The sequence below is a fragment of the Bacteroides sp. L008 genome (assembly GCF_040812255.1).
Classification (GTDB): domain Bacteria; phylum Bacteroidota; class Bacteroidia; order Bacteroidales; family Bacteroidaceae; genus Bacteroides; species Bacteroides vicugnae.
Genome location: NZ_JBFNXO010000001.1, coordinates 4,055,982 through 4,076,658, shown reverse-complemented (window position 1 = coordinate 4,076,658; position 20,677 = coordinate 4,055,982). Strand labels below are relative to the sequence as shown.

Sequence of the window (20,677 nt, the reverse complement as noted above, 5' to 3'; positions counted from 1 at the left end):
GCCGTCAGCGTTTGAGGGTCTGCAAATCCTTGTTCTCCGTGATCTCGAACCCCTCGATGATGAAGCCCTGCGGGTTGTTGTCGCTCCTGACCGCATCCAGCAGGCGGCAGCGGGTCACAAGGCTGCGCTCCGTAACAGAGCTTTCCCGCAGGATGATCTGCCGGGCGAACGTCCGCACGCTGTACGGGTACTTGTCGAAGTCGCACCGCAGGCTGTCTATCTCTATCATCTGGTTGATGTTCCCCGAGATTATCCGGTTGTAATACCCCTTTTCCGAGAGGTCCTTGTAGTAGTTGAAGGCGCTCTTGTCCGCCAGCAGCAGCGAGCGTTTGATATTGCCCTCGATAGCCGACTTGTCGGGCGAGAGCGTGAAGAACAGCTCGTGGAAGCGGCGCACGTGCTCCCGTGCCTCCACCGGGCGGTTCTGCCGCACGTCCTGCGAGAGCGCCAGCATCAGGCTCTTGCCGTTGTCCAGCACGTAGATCTTCTGCCGCTGCGCCTCGGCGAAGCTGTACGACTTCCACAGGGCGAAGCCCGTCACCACGGCGCACAGGCAGGCGAATACCAGCGTGAAGAGCCGTATCTGCCTGAAGCTCGTTTCGATATTTTTCAAACTCTTAAATTCCATGTTTCCGGTTTTTTATTCGTTATGACTCATTTTCTTGGGGCATCCGCCGCTACTTGATGATTTTTCCGGCGATGTTCCCCACGGCGGCACCCGCACCCGCTGCGGCGACGTTGCCGACCTTGTTTGCGGTTTGGTTCATCGCACGGTTGGCTTGGCTCACCCCGCCCGCCATGATGATCCAGTTGGCGACCGTCGGGATGGTGAAGTACCCGAATATCCCGATGATTAAAAAGATGATGTACACCGTGTTCGAGCTGTCCGGGATGAAGGTCGGGTCGCTCATCGCCTCGATGTCACGGGTGAGCATCAGCACTTGGATGCGTGCCAGCACCGAGCTGAACAGGTCGCTCACGGGCAGCCACATGTAGATGGAGATGTACCTCGTTATCCACTGCGTGAGCGTGCTCTGGAACCCGTCATAGACCGAGAGGGCGAACGCTATCGGACCAAGGATGGAAAGGGCGATCAGGAAGAACGTCCGTATCGTGTCGATCACCAGCGCAGCCGACTGGAACAGCAGTTCGAGCAGTTCTTGGAACCACAGCCGGATGTTCCGCTTCATGTTGTATTCCGTCCGGTCGATGTACATCACCGCCATCGTCTTCAAGTCCTTGGGCGACCAGCCCAGCTCGTCGAGCTTCTTGTCGAAGTCCTCCTTGCTCGCCAGATATGCCTTCTCCGGGTCACGGCGGAACGCCTCCCTCTCCAGCGTCTCCTTCTGCTCCCGGTATCGGTTCATGTCGAAGGTCTGTGATTCGAGCATCCCGTGGCAGCCCTTCACCACGGGCGAGAGCACCGTGTTGATCGTGCCGATGACGAAGGTGGGGAAGAAGAGGATGCACAGCCCGATGGCGAACGGGCGGAGCAGCGGGTACACGTCGATGGGTTCGGCACGGGCGAGCGCCTGCCACACCTTGGCGGCTACGTAGAACAGCGCACCCAGCCCGGCAATTCCCTTGGCTACCCCCGTCAGCTTCTCGCAGAGCGGCATCATGTCCTGATACAATACCTGCAATATCTCATGCAGGTTCGTGAAGTCTATCGCTAACAACATAGTCCTATATTATATTTATGTACGTGAACATTATTATATATTGCCACTCTCACCAGTAACGGTCTTCCGCATCCCCGTAGAGAGCCACCACCCGGTCGGCGTCCTTTTTCTTCTTCGCCCGCAGGTAGCTCACCGAGATGTTCTTGTCCGTATAATACTGCACGAGGTTGCGGTACTCCAGCAGCCGCTTGTAGCTCTGGTCGATGATAGCCAGCCGTTCGGCATCCGAGAGCGACATCCCCGTCACGTTCACCACGTTCTTCAGATCTTGCAGGATGTCCGCACTCTCGCTCAACAGCTTGGCGTACCCGAACGAGATGGTTTCCAGCTCGTCCGGCGTGTAGTTCGGGTCGCCCAGCATCTTCTGGTAGTTGCGCACGTAGATTTCCGAGATGTCCGCCACCAGCCCGATGGACTTCTTCACCTTCACTCCGCCTTTCACCACGTCATGCACCGCCTTTAGCGCATTGTAATACTTCCGCCCCTGCTCGAATATCTTCGCCGTTTCCCTGAAGCCGTCCAGCGTGTGCTGTGCGGTGGCGGAGGTCTCCACGATCTCCTTAGCTGTGTTGATGATGCCCTGCGCCAGATTGCCGGGGTCGTGTACGACCCATTGGGCGTTGGCCGCACCTGCCGTCAGGCACGCCACGCCCAGAATGATTGCCTTTATTGTTCTCATGTCCTTACTGTTTTAGGGTTCCGTCACTCTTTCTCCTGTACTCTCCGCCCGGCGACAGCCGGATGTGGTCTTTCTCCCGGTCATAGTCCATCATCACGGCGAAGCCCGTCTCGATGAACAGCACCCCTTCCGTTTCCCGGACGAGGTAGGTCTCCGCTTCACTGTCGCCCTTGTGGTTTCTGTGCATGACCGTTACACGGTACTTGCCGTCCTCTTCCCAGAGGGTGAAGGGCGGCTTGCCGCCCGTGCTGACCCACTCGCCGCACATCTTTTCCAACCGTTCCGCATTTGTCTCCTTGCAGGAAATGACAAACGCCAGCGCCACCGTCACCGCCGACAGCAGCAGGATTAAATTCAATCGTCTCATCTTGATTCCGTTTTTTTTAAGTTTTACAAAATTTTATTCTCTCCATTCCGTTTAGCCGTTTGTACATCCAGCCGTTCAGCCAGCCAGCCGTTTAACTGTTTAACCGTTTGACCGTTTAGCCGTTTGGTTAATCGTCCGACCCTTTAGCCGTTCGTCCGGTCAATCAACCACCCGTCCGGCAGCCTGTCCGCCGCTCCCAGTTAGCACATCGGTACATTATTTATACTTCGTCTCCGCCAGTCGCTTGATGGCAAGCTCCAAATCCCCGCCCAGCTCTTCCGCCAGTGCGAACACCTCCGTCTTCTCGCTCTCTTCGGTGGTATAGGTCAAGTACTCGGCAGCCGATACCTCCGTGGCATACACCGCCGACTGCACCCCGTTCAGACCGATCCACACCTCCTTGTACTTCCGTCCGGGATGGTTGGCGAGGTTGATGGAGAGTATCTGCGACTTCTCCTTGTCCGTCAGACCGAGCATCGACTGGATGCCGTCGAACTTGTTCATGTACTTCTTCTGGTCGAGCAGGATTTTGCAGTCCGAGTTGGTGATGATAGCCTCCTTCACGATGGGGGACGAGATGATGTCGTCCACCTCCTGCGTGACGACAATCGCCTCGCCGAAATATTTCCTGACGGTCTTGTACATGTATTTCAAATACTCACTCATACTCGGCGAGGAAAGGGCTTTCCAAGCCTCCTCGCAGATCAGCATCTTCCGCACCCCTTTCAGGCGGCGCAGCTTGTTGATGAAGGCTTCCATGATGATGATCGTAACCACGGGGAACAGCTCGGCATTATCTTTTATACTGTCAATTTCAAATACGATAAACCGCTTGTGCAGCAGGTCGATGTTCTCGTTCGAGTTCAGCAGGAAGTCATAGCGTCCGCCCTTGTAATACTGCCTGAGTGTGGTCAGGAAGTTGTCGATGTTGAAGTCCTTCCGGCTCACCTTGATGTCCCTTGCAGCCAGCTCCTTCCGGTAATCGTTCAGCATGTACTCGTAGAAGGTGTCGAACGAGGGGACGATGTCCCGGTTCTGCTGTATCCGGCGGATGTACGCCGACACCGCACTGCCCAGCTCGCCGCTCTCCGTCTTCGTGATTTTCTCGTCCTCGCCCTTCCACAGCGCCAGCAGCAACGTCTTGATGCTGTCCTTCTTCTCCACGCTGAACTTGTAGTCGTCCGTGAAGAAGGGGTTGAAGCTGATGGGCTTCTCCTCCGTGTACGTGTAGTAAATCCCGTCCTCGCCCTTGGTCTTGCGGTGTATCAGCTCGCACAGCCCTTGGTACGAGTTGCCCGTGTCGATCAGCACGATGTGGCTGTTCTGCTCGTAATACTGGCGCACGAGGTGGTTCATGAAGAACGACTTGCCGCTTCCGCTCGGACCGAGGACAAACTTGTTGCGGTTCGAGATCACCCCTTTCTTCATCGGCAGGTCGCTGATGTCCAGATGCAGCGGTCTGCCCGTCATCCTGTCCGCCATCTTGATGCCGAAGGGTGAGAGCGAGTCCTTGTAGTTCGTCTCTTCGGTGAAGAAGCACAGGGCTTGCGGGATGAACGTGTAGAAGCTCTCCTCGAAGGGGAAGTCCCCCTCGTTGCCCGGTATCGCCGCCCAAAAGAGCGTGGGCACGTCCACCGTGTTGTGCCTCGGCTTGCACTCCATCAGGGCGAGCTGGCTGCCCACCTCGTTCTTGATGCGCCTGAGTTCCTCCCTGTCGTCGCTCCATGCCATCACGTTGCAGTGGCAGCGCACCGAGGTCAGCCCTTTCGAGTGCGCCTCGTTCAGGTATTCCTCGATCCAAGCCTTGTTGATCTGGTTGGAGCGGGAGTAGCGGGAGAGCGAGTGCATGTTCCGGGCGGTCTGCTCGAAGCGTTTCAGGTTCTCCCCGTGGTCGTCGATGAAGATGTACTGGTTGTAGCAGTGGTTGCAGTCCAGCAGCAAGCCCACCGGGGCGGCGAACGACAGCCGGCAGTCCGAGCGGTCGGTCGAGAGCCGCTCGTAACGGCTGTCCGTCGCCACCTTGCCCGGCAGGTCTTCCGTGTCCGAGAGGGTGTGCAGGCAGAGGATGTCGTCGCCGATGCGCATCTCCTCCGGGTTCAACTGGATGTCCTTCAGCACCGTCGTGTCGTGCTGCGAGAGCGAGAGGTACTTCTCCACGATGCCCGCCGCCGCTTCCGTCCCAGTGATCTCGTCCGTCGTGAGGCGGCGCAGCGTAACAAAACCGCTGTCGTTCATGATCTTCTCGAACTGCCCGACGGCTTCGAGGAACCTCGTAACCGTCTCCCGGTCCTCTATCTCCTTGGGGACAAGCCTGCCCTTGCAGAGGGTGGAGAACGTGCTTTCCTGACGGCTCCGCACCTTCGTGGTCTTTGTCAGGAACAGGTAGCAGGTGTGCGAGAGGAACGGGCGTTCGTTGAAGTGCCTCTCAAAGCTCCGGCTCAGGAAGCTCAGGTCGTCCCTGTCCGTTTCCGGCCGGTACTTCTCCTCGATGAAGAAGTCCTGCTTGTGTACGATGGAATACTCCGGCAGCACCTTCACCGCCTTGTGCCAAGCCGAGTGGATCGCCTCGTACTCGCTCCCTGTAACGGAGAACAGTTCCGGAAGTTCCACCCTGAAGGCGACCGTCACGTCCGCCTCCTTGCTCACGACGCAGCCGTTCTCCACCGCCAGCAGCGGGAACTTGCTTTCGAGCGTCGCCGCTTTCATTACGTTTTTCATTCTTGCCAGTGTTTAAAAATAAATAATCGGGGGATTTTCAGCCGGTTCACCACGTATCTCGGATGCCTCCTGCGGGCGGCTGCCTTCATCAGCCCGTGCGTGCCGTACCGGGCGTTCAGCCGGAAGGTCAGCCATACCAGCAGCGTAGCCGCAGCCACGCCGAAGCCGATGCATACCCACTGGTTCACGCCCGCCATGTACAGGATGACGAACACCACGAAAACGGCGAGCAGACCGCCGCAGAAGATGAAGAGGTACTGGCTTTCCAGCCCCTTGAACTCCACGTTCCTGCCGATCCCCTTGTTGATTTCCATGTCCATAGTCGCTGTTTTACAGGAAGAACGAACGCAGGATAGTGGCAGCTACTATCAAGAAGATGCAGGCTCCGAACCAGCTCGCCGCCGTCTTCGACGTGTCGGGGTCGCCGGAGCTGAACTTCCCATATACTTTCACCCCTCCGATCAAGCCGACCACCGCACCGATGGCGTAAATCAGTTTCGTCCCCGGTTCAAAATACGAGGTGACCATCTGCGTGGCTTCGGTGATACCCGCCTGCCCGTTTCCCTGCGCCATTGCGCCCACGGCAGCGAGTATGCAGGCCGCCGTGAATAAGATTCTCTTTTGTCTCATTTGTCTTTAAAATTTTAATTAAACATTATGGTTGTCCATCAGCCGGGCGACACGCTTACGTGCGCCCTCGAACTCGTCCAGCATCGCCTCCCAGATGTCCGATCCCATCACGGACGGCAGCACCTCACGGGCTTCCCGCTCCGCCTTTTCGTCCGCATTGTCCGACACCAGTACCCGGCGCACCTTTTTCAGGTCATCGAAGGAGTACCCCGTGGCGAAGTCAGGGTTGCCGTCCGGGTAATAAGCCCCTAATTCCTCTTCCTCCTCCAGTTCCCGGATCTCCTCCGGCGTGGGTTCATAGTCCGTTTCCTCCTCGTCCTCCTCCGGCTCGATGTCGGAGTAGTCCGCCCCGTCGTCCTCCGCTGCGAGTTCGTCCACGGCTCCGGCTACCGCTTCCTCCCCGTCCTCCGCTCCGAAGGGCAGGTAGGTGCTTTCTCCCATGACCGTGTACGGCTCACCCGGTTGCCCCGGTTCCTTTCCCGTTCCGTCCGTGTCTTCGTCCGTCTCCGCTGTCCCGAATATCCCGGCGATGTCCTGCCGGTAGTATTTCCACAGCACGGCGAGGTAATAGAGCAGCAGGACGGTGAGCGATAATTTCAGTATCATGCCGTTTCCTCCTTCCTTTTTAAAAGAGGTTCTCCAGTTTCCCGGCGTATGCCGCCTCGATCTCCTCCCGGTATTGCTCGAAGTGCTGTGCCAGCACGTTGTCGATGTATGCCGAGAGCGACACCTTGCCGCCCGTCAGCATCACCGAAATTTTGGCGATGCGCTCGTGGTACTCACGGCGCACATAGACCGGCTTGCCGTAACGGGCGGGGATGTCCATGCCTTTAAAGAAGGTCGTCTCGTAGTCCGCCTGCCTTCCCTTGCGCCGTCTTGTGTCCGCCGCCTTCCCTTCCTGCGCCTTTTCCACCGGCACGGCAGTTTCCCCCTTTCCGGTTCCCGGTTCTCCCGTTCCCGCCGCCTCGCCCGCCATCATCCGCATCAGCAGCTCCTCGTCGATGGGCTTCTCATTCCGCTGCTTCTTCATAGCCTTCCAGTTTGAGGATGGTTGCTATCTCACGGGTCAGTTCGGGGATGCCGCTGCCTGCCAGCATCCGCCTGTCGGGAGCCAGCAGCGTGGAGCGGAACACCGTCCGTCCCGTACTGTCCGCCTCCTTGCGGAAGCGTTTCGTGTCGGGGATGCGGGTTTGCAGCATCGGCAGCCTCATGTCGGCGACTACCTGCCCGTACTTCTCGTACAGCCCGCTCGTTTCCCGCTTATCGACTTGGTTCCAGAAAAGGTAAAGCCCCTTCAGGCGGCTCGTCTCTTTGCCCAGCATCATCCGTTGCAGCACGTCGAGGAAGGAGAGCGTGCTCTCCAATACCGCCTTGTCCGCACTCACCGGGGCGAAGATGTAGTCCATCTGTGCGATCGTGCGCAGGATGCCCGCCGAGTTCACCGTGCCCGGCAGGTCGAAGAAGAGCAGGTCGTAGCAGCCTTCCGCCGCCAGCTCCCTTGCCGTGTCGGGGGCTTGCTCCACCCGGCACTTGCGCACCGGATAGGCGGCACGCCCCGGCTGCCGCATCTGTTCGTAAGCCGCCCGTTTCAGGTATTCGTTCTCCAGTACCGCCCGGCTGTCCCGTTCCCGCATCTCGTACAGGCTGTACTGCGGGAAGTCGCAGTCGATCACCGCCAGCGGACACCCCAAGCGGTAGTGCAGGTAGCCCGCCACCAACACCGTGATAGCCGTCTTGCCGCTGCCGCCTTTCTGTGTGGCGAAAGCCACGTTCAATGTCTGTCTGTCCATATCGTCATTCTGTTGGTTATTCATCCGGCCGCCCGTGCAGCCGCTTCTCTGTTCACTCAATCAGTCAGCTTTTCAGCCACTCTGCCGTTCATTCATTCGTCCGTTCATTCGTTCAGGCATCCGGTCATACATTCAGCCCGGCATCCGGCTGTCCATTCAATCATCCGGCTGTCCAACCGTTTGACCGTTTAGCCGTTTAGTTATTTAGCCGTTTGGTTGTTTAGCCAATCGTCCGGCTGGTTATCCGGTTGTCCGTCCTTTTGTCCAGCAAGACCGTCAGCCGTTCGGCTGTCCGTCCGGTCGGCTATCCGGTTGTTTCCTTGTCTATCCGGACAGTCGTTTCACCGCTTCCACGGCGCAAAGGAATATCAAAATACCGGTAGTTTATCCGTTTGATTATCAGTGTGTCGTGCATTGTCTTTCCACCCGTAGGTTTGTCGCATCCGGGCATGGTGTCCGGACGGGAAAAGGGCTGTTACTTTGCAGGCGGAAACCAAAATAGAGTAAGAATGAAAAAGAGCGGCAACCGCCCGAGGGAGTGCCCCGGCACTCCGCAGCAGGCAAGGGCATCCTCAATCTGTCCGGCAGGACGGATTTTATTTTCAAACGAAAATGGCAAGTTGTGTGCTGCGGCACTCGAAATGAATTTCGTGCCTCACCACCACCTTGCCCCCTCGATGTGGCATTCCCCTCCGGAGTCGGGGGATGCTCACGGGGGAGAGCCGTAGGCATACGGCGTTTTCAGACCATGTTTCACTTAAAATTTTACAGGATGATGGACAATCAGAAGAAGTATGCGGGCAACCACGGGCGAAAACCCAAGCCCGACAAGATGCGCCACCGCTACGTATTCCGTCTGGATGACGGGGACAACGCCCGTTTCCTCGCGCTTTTCGACGAGTCGGGCAAGGCGACCAAGGCGGAGTTTATCGTTTCCGCACTTTTCGGCAAGGAGATTAAGGTTATTAAACTGGATAAGGGGACGCAGGATTTCTACATGCGCCTGACCACTTTCCACTCGCAGTTCCGTGCCATAGGCACGAACTACAACCAATGCGTGCGTGCGCTCAAATCCAATTTCTCGGAGAAGAAAGCCCTCGCTTTCCTCTACAAGCTGGAGCGGCACACCCTCGAACTGGTCGAGTTAAGCAAGCGGATTTCCGCACTGGTGGAGGAGTTCCAGAGCAAATACCCCGTCCGATGATAGCCAAGATCTCGCACGGCAGCAGCCTGTACGGGGTGCTTGCCTACAACCAGTTGAAGGTGGACGAACGGCACGCCGACGTGCTTTTCACCAGCCGGATTATCGAGCCGCAGGGCGATAACCCCTACACGATAGGGCATCTTTCCCGCTCGTTCGGTGACTACCTCACAGCCAACCGCAAGACCGAGAAGCCCGTCCTGCACATCTCCCTCAATCCCGACCCGAAGGATTGCTTGAGTGAAGAGCGGTTTGTCAGCTTGGCGGAGGAGTATATGCGGCGCATGGGCTTCGGCGACCAGCCCTATATCGTCTATCGCCACAACGACATCGGGCGGGAGCACCTGCACATCGTTTCCGTCCGGGTGGACGAAACCGGGCGGGCGATTTCCGACAGCTACGAACACGGGAGTTCGATGAAGGTCTGCCGGGAGCTGGAACGGCAGTTCGGTCTTGTCCCGGCTACGCCCAAGCAGTGGAAGGAGGGACTACCCTTGTCGCCCGTCGGTTACGGGGACGGCAATCTCAAGGGACAGTTGGCAGGAGTCATCCGCCCGCTCGCCCGGGAGTGGCGTTTCCGTACATTGGGCGAATACCGTGCCGTGCTTTCCCTTTACGGCATCACGGTGGACGAGGTAAAGGGGGAATACGGCGGGCGGGAGTATCACGGCTTGACCTATTCGGCAACTGACAGGGAGGGCAACAAGGTCGGCAAGCCCTTCAAGTCCTCCGTGTTCGGCAAGGAGGCGGGCATCGCTGCCCTCGAAAGGCGGATGCACAACGCTGCCGCATGGGAAAAGACCCACAAGGAGGTCGCCGCCGCCACCGCCGGAAAGGTTGCAGCCGCCATGCAGACCGCAGGGCATGACCGGGCGCAGTTCGAGCGGGAACTCATGCGGCAGGGAATCGGCGTGGTATTCCGTCAGAATGAAGCCGGGCGCATCTATGGGGCGACCTTCATCGACCATGCCGCCAAAGCCGTCTTCAACGGCTCCCGTCTGGGCAAGGAGTTTTCCGCAGGCGTGTTCAACGACCTTTTCGCCGGGCAGGAAGGCATTCACCTGCCGCAACCCTCCGCCGGAGTGGAACATCCCACCCGGCAGCAGGAGCATACGGGCGCATCCCAATGGGACGGACATACCGGCTATCGTCCTGACCACAAGGACGGCACTACCCAAAACGTGGCGGCCTCCTTCAACCTCTTTGCCCTCGTACCCGGCGGAGCGTCCGGTGACCAGCCCGTACCGCCGCAGCGCAAAAAGAAAAAGAGGCGCAAGTACGGCAGGCAACAATAATCAACTTAAAATTCAACGAATTATGCAAAACGAAGACGATTTGCGTGGACTCGCCAAAGTCATGGAGTTCATGCGTGCGATAAGCATTTTATTTGTAGTCATCAATATTTATTGGTTCTGTTACCAGTCCGTCCGGGAATGGGGCATCGACATCGGCGTGGTCGATAGGATATTGCTCGGCTTCCAGCGTACCGCCGGGCTGTTCTCCAATATCCTCTGGACGAAGCTCTTCGCCGTGCTGTTCCTCGCCCTTAGCTGCCTCGGCACAAAGGGCGTGAAGGAGCAGAAAATCACGTGGCGCAGGATCATCCTTTGCGGCGTGTCCGGCTTGCTGCTCTTTTTCGGCAACTGGTGGCTGCTCGCCCTTCCTCTGTCGCTTCCGGCAGACACCGTGCTGTATATCGCCACCCTTACCGTCGGGTATATCTGCCTGCTCATGGCAGGGCTGTGGATGTCACGCCTGCTGAAGACCGACCTGCTCGAAGACGTGTTCAACGTCGAGAACGAATCCTTCATGCAGGAAACCAAACTGAAGGAGAACGAGTATTCTGTCAATCTCCGCACCCGCTTCCGGTTCAGGGGAAGGGCGTATGACGGATGGATTAACCTTGTCAATCCCTTCCGTGCGACGATGGTCTTGGGTACGCCCGGTTCGGGCAAGTCCTATGCGATAATCAACCAGTACATCAAACAGATCATCGAGAAGGGCTATTCGCTCTTCCTGTATGATTTCAAGTACCCCGACCTCGCCGAGATAGCCTACAACCACCTACTCGCCCACTTGGACGGCTACAAGGTCAAGCCCAAGTTCTACGTGATAAACTTCGACAATCCGAGGGAAAGCCACCGCTGCAACCCCATCCATCCCGACTTCATGACCGACATCAGCGATGCCTACGAGAGTGCCTACACGATAATGTTAAATTTGAACCGCACATGGATTTCCAAGCAGGGCGATTTCTTCGTGGAATCGCCTATCATTCTGTTAGCCAGTATTATATGGTATCTCAAAATCTACAAGAACGGCAAGTATTGCACCTTCCCCCATGCCATCGAGTTCCTGAACCGCAAGTATGCCGACATTTTCCCCATCCTGACCTCGTACCCGGAGCTTGAGAACTACCTTTCTCCCTTCATGGACGCATGGGAAAGCTCGGCGGTGGAGCAGTTGCAGGGGCAGATTGCCAGTGCCAAGATACCGCTTTCCCGCATGATCTCCCCGGCTCTCTACTGGGTGATGACGGCGGACGATTTCACCCTCGACATCAACAATCCCGAAGAGCCGAAAGTGCTGGTAGTCGGCAACAATCCCGACCGTCAGGGCATCTACGGGGCGGCTTTGGGATTGTACAACTCCCGCATTGTCAAGCTCATCAATAAGAAGAAACGTCTCAAATCCTCCGTGATTATCGACGAGCTGCCCACCATTTACATACGTGGGCTGGATAACCTCATTGCCACCGCTCGAAGCAACAAGGTAGCCGTCATGCTCGGCTTTCAGGATTTCTCTCAGTTGAAGCGTGACTACGGTGACAAGGAAAGCGCCGTAATCTGTAACACGGTCGGCAATGTATTTGCAGGTCAGGTAGTTGCGGAAACCGCCAAGACGCTCTCCGAACGCTTCGGAAAGGTCCTGCAGAAACGGCAGAACATGACCATCAACCGGAACGAGACTTCCGTCTCCATCAACACCCAGATGGACAGCCTTATTCCGGCAAGCAAGATTTCCAACCTCACGCAGGGCATGTTCGTGGGGGCGGTAGCCGACAACTTCGACGAGCGCATCGAGCAGAAGATTTTCCATGCCGAGATTGTAGTGGATAACGAGAAGGTCAGGCGGGAGACCGCCCGCTACGTGAAGATACCGCAGATCATCGACTTCACCGACAAGGATGGCAACGACACCATGCAGCAGCAGATTGATGCCAACTACTACCGCATCAAGAGCGAGGTTAAGCAGATTGTCGCTGACGAGATCGAGCGCATCAAGGCGGATCCGAAACTCTCACACCTGATCAAAAACGGATAATAAGCGTAAATTTCTACCTTAGTAGTAAAACAGTTGTTTTTATATAGTTTTACCAAGTTGGTTGAACAGCGCAAATTGTTGAATAATAGCGAATTTAAGCAATTTTTCGCCAAGAGCGCAAACCGAAAATTACGCAGCCATGGAAAATAGCAGGGAAAAGGATAACTGACCAAGGAGCAACTTGATATAATGTGGCAGGCTGTCTGCATCTGTCTAGGAAAGACACCGCAGGCGGTCAGGACGTGCTGGAAATGCATAAAACACTCCAGGCGAACAAAGTCCTGTTCAGGATGACGGATGAAAGAACAAGGGTGCAGCAACGGACGAGTACCTGCAACAGTTGAGCCGACAGATAGACCGGTTGGAAGGGTTGAAAGTAAACCACAGCCATAGTTTCAACGTGACATATTCCAGGTCGTATCTTGTTCAAGTCACCATCGTGGAATTGTTTCTTTTTTCGCTGGTGCATAACGCATGGCAGCTTAAAAGGGGCTGGCGGCTCAAATACCGCTACGTTCTGATGTCGGGAAATGCGGACGCCAAGACACTTGACAGGCTGGAGAACTGCTTCGAGTGGAACAGGGACAGGAAGCTAATATGGAAGATCAGGAAAGAGGTGGAGGACTTCGAGCGTTGGACGGAAAAGAAAGTGGCAGAAATGCTGCGTGCTAAAAGACAACAGCCGGGAGTGGGGAAATAACATACAAGAAAGAAAAAGGTCCAAAATATACCGTACTTCCTGATTTTTAAACGCTTCAAGTTATTGATTACAAGAACGGATTGTCTGAAGACGAAATTGTTAGATGATCAAAGTGACCATAACAACCGTATGGTATTTCTTGTTATAGTCGGTTGCATCTGATTATGCAGGAATTTTAATGTACATATTCAAATATAAATATTGATATAGGCCAAAAATACGGTTTATTTATTAATAAAATCATGATTACTGAACAAATTGTTAAAAAATAGAGCTAAATTGATAAGTTAAAAATCAAAACATTCATCTTATTTTGCAAAAAATATATTATTAATATTAATAACTATAACAAGTATGGTTAATTTTTACTGCTCGTTTTTCCGTAAATCAAGGAATTATTTTAGGTATTGATTATATTGATTTATTCCTCATTTTATATATTTAAAATTAAACAATTACATGAATTTATTCAAATCATCAGTTCTGTGCGGCATGGTCATAGTGTCATTCATGACATCCTGTACAGACGTGGATATCACCATGCCCAAGGGGCCCAAAGGTGATACGGGGCTTTCAGCCTACGAGTTTTGGAAGGAAAAAGTTGCGGATGGAACCGTCAACTGGCCGAAGGATCAGACAGAAGTCGCTGACTTCTTCAAGTTTCTCAAGGGAAAAGATGGCAAAGACGGGAAGGATGGTCAGAGTGCTTTCGAGCAGTGGAAAGACATGATTGCCAGCGGTAGCGTGGACGACCCGCATAATCCCGGCGAGAAATGGCCCTCCGAAAACAACACGGTACAGGATTTCTGGCGTTTCCTGACCGGAGCCAGCGGAGAGGACGGACAGACACCGCATATAGGTGATAACGGCAACTGGTTCATTGGGAAAGAGGATACCGGTATCGGCGCACGTGGGCGTGACGGTCAGGATGGTAAAGACGGTAAAGACGGAACGAATGGTCGTGATGCTATACCGCCGACAGTCACCATTGGCGATAACGGCAACTGGTATATTAACGGAACGGATACAGGCAAGCCTGCTTTCGGTAAGGATGGCAAAGATGGAAAGGACGGAAAGGATGCCGTGCCTCCTACGGTCACCATCGGCGATAACGGCAACTGGTTTGTGGACGGAACGGATACCGGGAAAAAGGCCGTTGGGCAGGACGGGAAATCTCCCGAGGTTGCCATTGGCGATAACGGCAACTGGTATATAAATGGAACGGATACAGGCAAGCCCGCTTTCGGTAAGGATGGCAAAGATGGAAAGGACGGAAAGGATGGAGCTAACGGAGCCAACGGTAAAAGTGCCTACGAGCTTTGGAAAGAGTATATCTCGTCCGGTGATGTGGACAACCCGCATAATCCTGACCAAAAATGGCCGGCGGACCGGAACAAGCAGACTGATTTCTGGGATTTCCTGACCGGAAAATCCTCTGTTATCGAGATAGAAGTTGGAAAATACAATGTTATTCCTGAATACTGGAACTCTTCCCTGAAAGAGTATGTTGTACCTTCGGACGGTTCGGTTCTATTTACCGTGTATGACAAGACCGGCAAAAAGGTCACAGCCGGAGTAAAGGTGAGCGACTTACCCGGTGTATCTTCTACGGATGCATTTATCACAAACGAGGAAGGGCAGTTCAAGGTCACATGGGATAAATTGCCAGACAATAAGGGTTTATCAGAAAGGAAAGGAAGTGTGACTGTAACGGTTGATGGAACGCAGGAAACGAGTGCGGGCAACACGTTGGTGCCGAATAGGATCAATGTTAGAGCTATCATTACAAGCGCATATCTGTCTAATTATTCTAATACGTCGATAGATATTTATAGGACACTAAATGTATATTACAGCTTCGAGCGTCAAGTGGATGGAGAATGGGATAAGTATCCGACGTCCATTACTACTCCTTATAATAGTATGAAATCGGCCAGGGTTAAAGATATAAACCGGCCTGTCAACGAAGGAAATGTGGACAAAGATCAGTTAGTCCGCTATAGCAATGGAAACTCATATCTCTACATCATTCGTCCGTTGGTTTTGACAGAGACGGAGAAGGCAAATGTGGCGAAGAATGATACTGTCGGCAAGTTGGCGAAATATGAATGGGACCAAACAGACAATTATGCGGCACTGTATTTTGGTGATGGTACGGGAAGTTATAATGACTATGGACAGACTGTATATTTGCAGGACAAGATACATGTCCCGGAAGTGTATCCGGCCCCATCTTTTAAAGAAAACAGTGTGTTTATTGAAATCAAGCAGGGTATTACCACCATGTGGGGAGAGATTGACACGGATAATTTACAGGATTTTTATAAAACATACGCTTACCCGACAGGGCAATATAAATTTACAAAAGAGGAAGGAACCAATGTTTGGAAACATCCGGAAGGCAAGTTGCCGGCATCAGAGCTGGAAGAAAATCGGGCTGTATTTATAGAAATGCGTACTTTCATCAATGGAACGGGAGGAACTGTACATACCGGATCCAAGCCGTTGTCAACGGGAGGCAAGCGCTTTAAACTGACAAGCACTTATCCCAATAACTGGATTGGTCTGGATATCAGACGACGGACAGAAAGCACTGATAAAATAACATATAATATATCTAACGAGTACCGTGGGCGTTACGCTTACTATCTGTTAAAAGAGGAAGATAAGTACTATTTAGTTGATTTTGCGGACTGGTCCAAGCGGATGCCCTTGCCAATCAAGGATTGTCCTGTCGACTGGATGAATTGATTTATTTATTGGATAATTGAATATGAAGAAAAAAATAACGATATGCTTTGTGTGTCTCTCCTTGCTGTTGGTCTCTCTGGCGGTGAGAGGACAGGACACGAAAACGACCCGTCGTGTGCCTCTCCAGGCAGAGGTGACGCATGACGGACTGTCAGAAAAGGAATCAAAAGCCTGGGAGATCGGTCTCGGCGGTTCGCTGATAAACTGGAGTCGGGTGTCAGTCACTGGTTTCCGGAGTACGCCGGACAACTACTTTTATAACCTGAAAGCGAATCATCTGATGGGAGGGGCAAACTTGTACATCGCACGGGAATTGAACCGGTGGTTTTACCTGGATTTGCAGGGAAGCGTCGGTTTGACGAAAAACAACAACCGTACCGCAGGTGATGACAGGAAACGTGATTTACTGTACATGGGGGGACTGGGGCTACAATTCCGCTTTACTCCCCTGCTCAGATCCCAATGGGTTGAACCTTATCTCAGGGTAGGTGTGAACTATCTGCATAAAGACTTTGCTTCCGTATATGGCGGCAACTTTGAGGATGATCCAACCGGACAGGCATATTGGGAGTCTTCCGACATCTGGAATCCTGACGGGCGTTCATCCGACAAAAACTCGTTTGTTCCCCTGTCTTTCGGGGCGGGTGTGAAAGCCTGGTTAAGCAACTCGTTCGGGCTGGGGTTACAAGGTGAATACCTTCTGCCCGTGCAGAAGGGGCTTCCCCACTTCGTTCAGGTTTCTGCCAGTGTCATCTGGCGTATTGGCGGAAAGAGCAAACATGCGGCTCCGGTGGTACGATATGTGGAGATAGAGAAACCCGTGGAAAGAATCGTCGAGCGGGTGGTTGAGAAAAAGGTGGAGGTTCCGGCCATTATTGACACTATGGCGTGTGATCTCTTGGAGAATATCCATTTTGAATTTGACAGGGATGTCATAACAGCCACTTCGGAAAGAACGCTTGACAGGCTGGCAGAGCTACTGAAAAGCTATCCGGACAGCCGTTTCCTTATCACGGGCTACACGGACGCCAAAGGAAGCGACTCCTATAACTTGACCCTTTCCGCACGGCGTGCTGAAAAGGTGCATGCCGCCCTGATCGGGCGTGGAGTTCCCGCCCGGATGATTAAATGGCGTGGCGTGGGTAAGCGTGCGGCCATTATCTCCGCCACTGCTGCGGACAATATCCGTGAAGGGGACAGAAAAGTCCTGCTGGAACGGGTTACCAACATGGATTATTGGAATGCCCTGGATAGCAAATAACCCGAATGTTCAGATAGTGATGAAAATGGATTGAAACAGTGCGGGAATCTCATCCGCATCATTCTATTCCCAGGTCAGGAGGAGTAATACGGGGCATTTCTCCGCCAGGCCTGGGAATTTTACTTTACATGACTGGATGGACGTGCAACAGGTTTAGATGATTATCGAGAATGATTAATAAGCATAAAACCGCTTATGCTATGATTGTATTGCTGCAAAATTATAAATATAATTGTCCATGTTTTTGCATTGCTAATAAACAGATCGACACTGTTTTTCATGGGGAAGCAGGCAGAATGATCGCTCATGATAATACTTGTGATTCACATGAATGGAAAAAACTTGTGTCTTTGTAGTTTAACAATCAAAATATTAAAACTTATGAATACTCTTCTTTTGAATGCCACTTCTTCCAAAAGAAAAAGAATCACTTCTGAAGGTCATCCATACAGCCAGTTTCTTTGCATTAAAGAGCTAAAATGACAAAAAAAAGAGCTGGAATGAAAACATGTGTTTTTGAATAAATTTCGATTTTTGCAAAATAATTAAAAATTAAACCTTATGATGAAGAAAATTTTTATCAGTTTGTTTTTGTCTGGTGTTTTTATGTATCACACAAATGCCCAGACTGCAGTAGAGGGTAACAAGTTTCTGGACAACTGGTCCATCGGGATCAGTGCGGGAGGAACAACCCCGTTAACACATCATTCTTTCTTTGGAAACATGCGCCCGATCACGGGGATAGAACTGAATAAACAATTGACACCGGTTTTCGGTTTCGGTCTGGAGGCGGTCGGAAGCTTTAACACCTCACAAAGCAGGACCATTTTCGACCGCTCCAATGTCAGTCTGTTGGGGTTGGTGAACCTGAACAATCTCCTTGGGACCTATACCGGGGTTCCCAGACCTTTTGAAATCGAAGCGGTGGCCGGAATCGGGTGGTTGCATTATTATATGAACCGGGAAACGGGTTCCGATCAGAACAGCATGTCAACAAAACTGGGCCTGAACTTTAATTTCAACCTGGGAGAGAGCAAGGCATGGACATTGGCACTGAAACCTGCCCTGGTCTATGACATGAATGCTATGGGTTCCGAAGCCGTACGTTTCCATTCCGGACGGGCCGTATGGGAAATATCCGTTGGTCTGAAGTATCATTTCGGATGCAGTAACGGGAAACACCACTTTACAAAAGTGAGAGCTTACGACCAGCAGGAGGTGGATGTCTTGAACGCAAAAATTAATGAACTTCATACACAGGCCGGTAAAGATGCCAAGGCATTGCAGGAGGCAGTGCGAAAGGTAACGGAACTGGAGGCCGCACTGGACAAATGCCGCAACCAGGAACCAAAAATTGTGAAAGACACCATTGACAACACTAAAAAGACGCTGGAATCCGTCATAACTTTCCGCCAGGGCAGGACGACAGTTGACAACTCCCAACTCCCGAATGTCGAACGTATCGCTACTTATTTAAAGAACCATAAGGGAGCAAGTGTACTCATCAAGGGTTATGCCTCTCCTGAGGGAAGCGTGGAAGTTAACGAGCGGATCGCCCGACAAAGAGCGGAGGCCGTGAAAAAAATGCTGGTGGGCAAGTATGGAATTGCAGAAGAACGGATTGTAGCCGAGGGCCAGGGAGTAGGGAACATGTTCGAGGAGCCCGACTGGAACCGGGTAAGCATCTGTACGATCAACGCGGGAACGGAATCCAGTAGCCGTTAAATGCGATCCGGAAAATACCGGAAAGATGCATTCACTTGAACAGAATGTATTAACTATATTTATTCTACACGTAATTTGAAATGCTATGAACAGGTATGTATCTGAAATGATCGGGACAATGGTCCTTGTTTTGATGGGATGCGGAAGTGCTGTTTTTGCCGGGGATATGCCCGGTGCGGTCACCACCGGGGTGGGTACCCTGGGAGTTGCCATAGCCTTCGGGCTGTCGGTGGTCGCCATGGCATACGCTATTGGCGGAATATCCGGATGCCATATAAATCCGGCGATCACACTGGGCATGTACTGCTCGGGAGGAATGGGGGGCAAGGATGCCCTGTTATACATTATTTTCCAGATAATCGGGGGGATTCTCGGATCAGCCGTACTTTTCATACTGGTATCTACGGGGCCACATGCCGGCCCTACCATGACAGGGAGCAACGGCTTTGTTGAGGGGGAAATGTTGCAGGCCTTTATCGCTGAGGCCGTCTTTACGTTTATTTTCGTTCTTGTGGCGCTGGGAGCCACGGATAAAAAGAAAGGGGCCGGTAAACTGGCGGGCCTGGTCATCGGGCTGACGCTTGTCCTGGTGCATATCGTATGTATTCCCATCACCGGAACATCAGTAAATCCCGCGCGCAGCATAGGACCCGCACTTTTCGAGGGAGGAGGCGCGATCTCACAGCTTTGGCTATTTATCGTCGCTCCACTGACAGGAGGTCTGGCCAGTGCCATAGTGTGGAAAGCCATTTCTCAGCATAGCGACAGACAACGATGAAGGGAAGGTGGATGACCCCGAGACACGTTTCTCTGTTATCCACCTTTGTTTGATACATTATTATCAACTAAAATAAAAAAAGATGTCAAAAAGTAGTTTTTTACTGGATTTTAAGGCGTTTGTCATGCGTGGAAACGTAGTAGACATGGCCGTGGGTGTGATTATTGGCGGTGCCTTCGGGAAAATAATATCTTCAGTGGTGGCAGACATCATCATGCCACCGATAGGGTTGCTGGTAGGCGGAACCAACTTCTCGGAACTGAGATGGGAATTGGAACCCGCCAGGGTAGTTGATGGAGTCGAACAGGCGGCCGTCACGATAAACTATGGAAACTTCATACAGACCATGCTGGATTTTGTGATCATCGCTTTTGCCATTTTCTTGTTCATCCGCCTGCTCTCCAATCTCAGGCGCAAAAAAGAAGAGACACCCTTGCCCCCACCTGTCCCGAGCAACGAGGAAAAGTTACTTTCAGAAATACGTGACTTGCTGAAGAAACAATGACGTTTATTCAAACGGTATGGACGGTATCGGGCAGGAACATATCTGAGGAACAGGCTACTCCTTGGCGGTGGAAATTTTCCTTTGTCCCTGAATGATAAAAATAGTGTGAACATTAAAATTCAGATATGACTAAAGCAGATATTATAAACCGGGTCTCTGAGGAGCTTGGAATCGATCGCAGGACCGTTGGCCTGGTAATCGAGAGTTTCATGAAATGCGTGAAGGATGCACTCGGCAGAGAGAGAATTGTATTCCTGCGCGGATTCGGGACCTTTTCTTTGAAGAAAAGGGCGGCAAAGAAGGCACAGAATATCCAACAGCACACAACCATATGCATCCCGGCTCGCAAGGTCCCTCATTTTAAACCCTCGGAGTCTTTCTTGGTTCTCCGGAAAGAAGATAATCGAAAATAGACCGGGAGTGAATCTACCCCTTCCATTGTCAGGGAGGGGTGTATTTTAATGTGTTTTATGGAAATTTATCAATCATGTTTTACTCCTGTTTTCCAGCCCCGTTCAGATATGGACTACAGGATCATAGATGACCGGACGATCATGTAGATTCCC

Annotated in this window: 22 protein-coding genes; 11 read left to right on the top strand and 11 right to left on the bottom strand. The window is 52.7% G+C overall.

The features are described 5' to 3' along the window. Positions 1 to 4: 4 nt before the first annotated feature. The 10 genes from traK to AB3G73_RS16080 form a co-directional block, all read right to left on the bottom strand. Positions 5 to 628: a conjugative transposon protein TraK gene (gene traK, locus AB3G73_RS16125; RefSeq protein WP_005647497.1), complete on the bottom strand. Its 624-nt coding sequence runs from the start codon at positions 626 to 628 to the stop codon at positions 5 to 7. A gap of 49 nt (positions 629 to 677) precedes the next feature. Beyond that, positions 678 to 1,682: a conjugative transposon protein TraJ gene (gene traJ / locus AB3G73_RS16120; protein ID WP_009041280.1), complete on the bottom strand. Its 1,005-nt coding sequence runs from the start codon at positions 1,680 to 1,682 to the stop codon at positions 678 to 680. 49 nt (positions 1,683 to 1,731) lie between these two features. After that, positions 1,732 to 2,361: a DUF4141 domain-containing protein gene (locus AB3G73_RS16115; protein WP_009291497.1), complete on the bottom strand. Its 630-nt coding sequence runs from the start codon at positions 2,359 to 2,361 to the stop codon at positions 1,732 to 1,734. A gap of 4 nt (positions 2,362 to 2,365) precedes the next feature. Beyond that, positions 2,366 to 2,728 carry a DUF3876 domain-containing protein gene (locus AB3G73_RS16110; protein WP_009291498.1) on the bottom strand — a complete coding sequence of 121 codons (363 nt, stop codon included), beginning with the start codon at positions 2,726 to 2,728 and terminating at the stop codon, positions 2,366 to 2,368. A gap of 216 nt (positions 2,729 to 2,944) precedes the next feature. Then, a complete protein-coding gene (locus AB3G73_RS16105) occupies positions 2,945 to 5,446 on the bottom strand; it encodes a TraG family conjugative transposon ATPase (RefSeq protein ID WP_014299613.1) in 2,502 nt (833 codons plus the stop codon). Further along, positions 5,443 to 5,766, bottom strand: coding sequence for a DUF4133 domain-containing protein (locus AB3G73_RS16100; RefSeq protein ID WP_005647508.1), 324 nt, complete (start codon positions 5,764 to 5,766; stop codon positions 5,443 to 5,445). Before AB3G73_RS16100 ends, AB3G73_RS16105 begins: the two co-directional genes overlap by 4 nt. 10 nt (positions 5,767 to 5,776) lie before the next feature. Further along, on the bottom strand, positions 5,777 to 6,076 hold the full coding sequence (locus AB3G73_RS16095) for a DUF4134 domain-containing protein (RefSeq protein ID WP_005647510.1): 300 nt from the start codon (positions 6,074 to 6,076) through the stop codon (positions 5,777 to 5,779). An 18-nt stretch (positions 6,077 to 6,094) separates the two neighbouring features. Next, complete coding sequence (locus AB3G73_RS16090; protein ID WP_009291501.1) at positions 6,095 to 6,682, bottom strand: DUF4122 family protein; 588 nt, start codon at positions 6,680 to 6,682, stop codon at positions 6,095 to 6,097. 19 nt (positions 6,683 to 6,701) lie between these two features. Next, positions 6,702 to 7,106: a DUF3408 domain-containing protein gene (locus tag AB3G73_RS16085; protein WP_009291502.1), complete on the bottom strand. Its 405-nt coding sequence runs from the start codon at positions 7,104 to 7,106 to the stop codon at positions 6,702 to 6,704. Continuing rightward, a complete protein-coding gene (locus AB3G73_RS16080; RefSeq protein WP_014299615.1) occupies positions 7,087 to 7,866 on the bottom strand; it encodes a ParA family protein in 780 nt (259 codons plus the stop codon). Before AB3G73_RS16080 ends, AB3G73_RS16085 begins: the two co-directional genes overlap by 20 nt. On the opposite strand from AB3G73_RS16080, the gene AB3G73_RS16075 reads away from it, so the two are divergent. After that, positions 7,851 to 8,066, top strand: coding sequence for a hypothetical protein (locus AB3G73_RS16075; protein ID WP_100721088.1), 216 nt, complete (start codon positions 7,851 to 7,853; stop codon positions 8,064 to 8,066). The genes AB3G73_RS16080 and AB3G73_RS16075 overlap by 16 nt on opposite strands. A 104-nt stretch (positions 8,067 to 8,170) precedes the next feature. On the opposite strand, the gene AB3G73_RS16070 is transcribed toward AB3G73_RS16075, so the two are convergent. After that, positions 8,171 to 8,317 (bottom strand): hypothetical protein, encoded by a 147-nt coding sequence (locus tag AB3G73_RS16070; RefSeq protein WP_155144538.1) that lies wholly within the window; start codon positions 8,315 to 8,317, stop codon positions 8,171 to 8,173. A gap of 324 nt (positions 8,318 to 8,641) precedes the next feature. Between AB3G73_RS16070 and mobA the strand changes: the two genes are divergently transcribed. From mobA to AB3G73_RS16020, 10 genes are all read left to right on the top strand, one after another. Then, complete coding sequence (gene mobA, locus AB3G73_RS16065) at positions 8,642 to 9,070, top strand: conjugal transfer protein MobA (RefSeq protein WP_009291504.1); 429 nt, start codon at positions 8,642 to 8,644, stop codon at positions 9,068 to 9,070. Further along, positions 9,067 to 10,362 (top strand): conjugal transfer protein MobB, encoded by a 1,296-nt coding sequence (mobB, locus tag AB3G73_RS16060; protein ID WP_009291505.1) that lies wholly within the window; start codon positions 9,067 to 9,069, stop codon positions 10,360 to 10,362. Before mobA ends, mobB begins: the two co-directional genes overlap by 4 nt. A 22-nt stretch (positions 10,363 to 10,384) precedes the next feature. After that, positions 10,385 to 12,391 (top strand): conjugal transfer protein MobC, encoded by a 2,007-nt coding sequence (gene mobC / locus AB3G73_RS16055; RefSeq protein ID WP_009040563.1) that lies wholly within the window; start codon positions 10,385 to 10,387, stop codon positions 12,389 to 12,391. 340 nt (positions 12,392 to 12,731) lie between these two features. After that, a complete protein-coding gene (locus tag AB3G73_RS16050; RefSeq protein WP_014299618.1) occupies positions 12,732 to 13,091 on the top strand; it encodes a hypothetical protein in 360 nt (119 codons plus the stop codon). A 459-nt stretch (positions 13,092 to 13,550) separates the two neighbouring features. After that, positions 13,551 to 15,842 carry a collagen-like protein gene (locus tag AB3G73_RS16045; RefSeq protein ID WP_367745222.1) on the top strand — a complete coding sequence of 764 codons (2,292 nt, stop codon included), beginning with the start codon at positions 13,551 to 13,553 and terminating at the stop codon, positions 15,840 to 15,842. A 22-nt stretch (positions 15,843 to 15,864) separates the two neighbouring features. Continuing rightward, positions 15,865 to 17,103 (top strand): OmpA family protein, encoded by a 1,239-nt coding sequence (locus tag AB3G73_RS16040; RefSeq protein WP_025813753.1) that lies wholly within the window; start codon positions 15,865 to 15,867, stop codon positions 17,101 to 17,103. Positions 17,104 to 17,667: 564 nt separating this feature from the next. Beyond that, positions 17,668 to 18,828: an OmpA family protein gene (locus tag AB3G73_RS16035; RefSeq protein WP_009291508.1), complete on the top strand. Its 1,161-nt coding sequence runs from the start codon at positions 17,668 to 17,670 to the stop codon at positions 18,826 to 18,828. A gap of 85 nt (positions 18,829 to 18,913) precedes the next feature. Beyond that, positions 18,914 to 19,606 (top strand): MIP family channel protein, encoded by a 693-nt coding sequence (locus AB3G73_RS16030; protein WP_008766545.1) that lies wholly within the window; start codon positions 18,914 to 18,916, stop codon positions 19,604 to 19,606. Positions 19,607 to 19,688: 82 nt separating this feature from the next. Beyond that, positions 19,689 to 20,111, top strand: a complete 423-nt coding sequence (mscL, locus tag AB3G73_RS16025; protein WP_008760197.1) for a large-conductance mechanosensitive channel protein MscL — start codon at positions 19,689 to 19,691, stop codon at positions 20,109 to 20,111. Between the two features lie 125 nt (positions 20,112 to 20,236). After that, the gene (locus AB3G73_RS16020) at positions 20,237 to 20,524 is read left to right on the top strand and encodes an HU family DNA-binding protein (RefSeq protein WP_008760198.1); all 288 of its coding nucleotides are present in this window, start codon (positions 20,237 to 20,239) and stop codon (positions 20,522 to 20,524) included. The last annotated feature ends 153 nt before the right edge of the window (positions 20,525 to 20,677 follow it).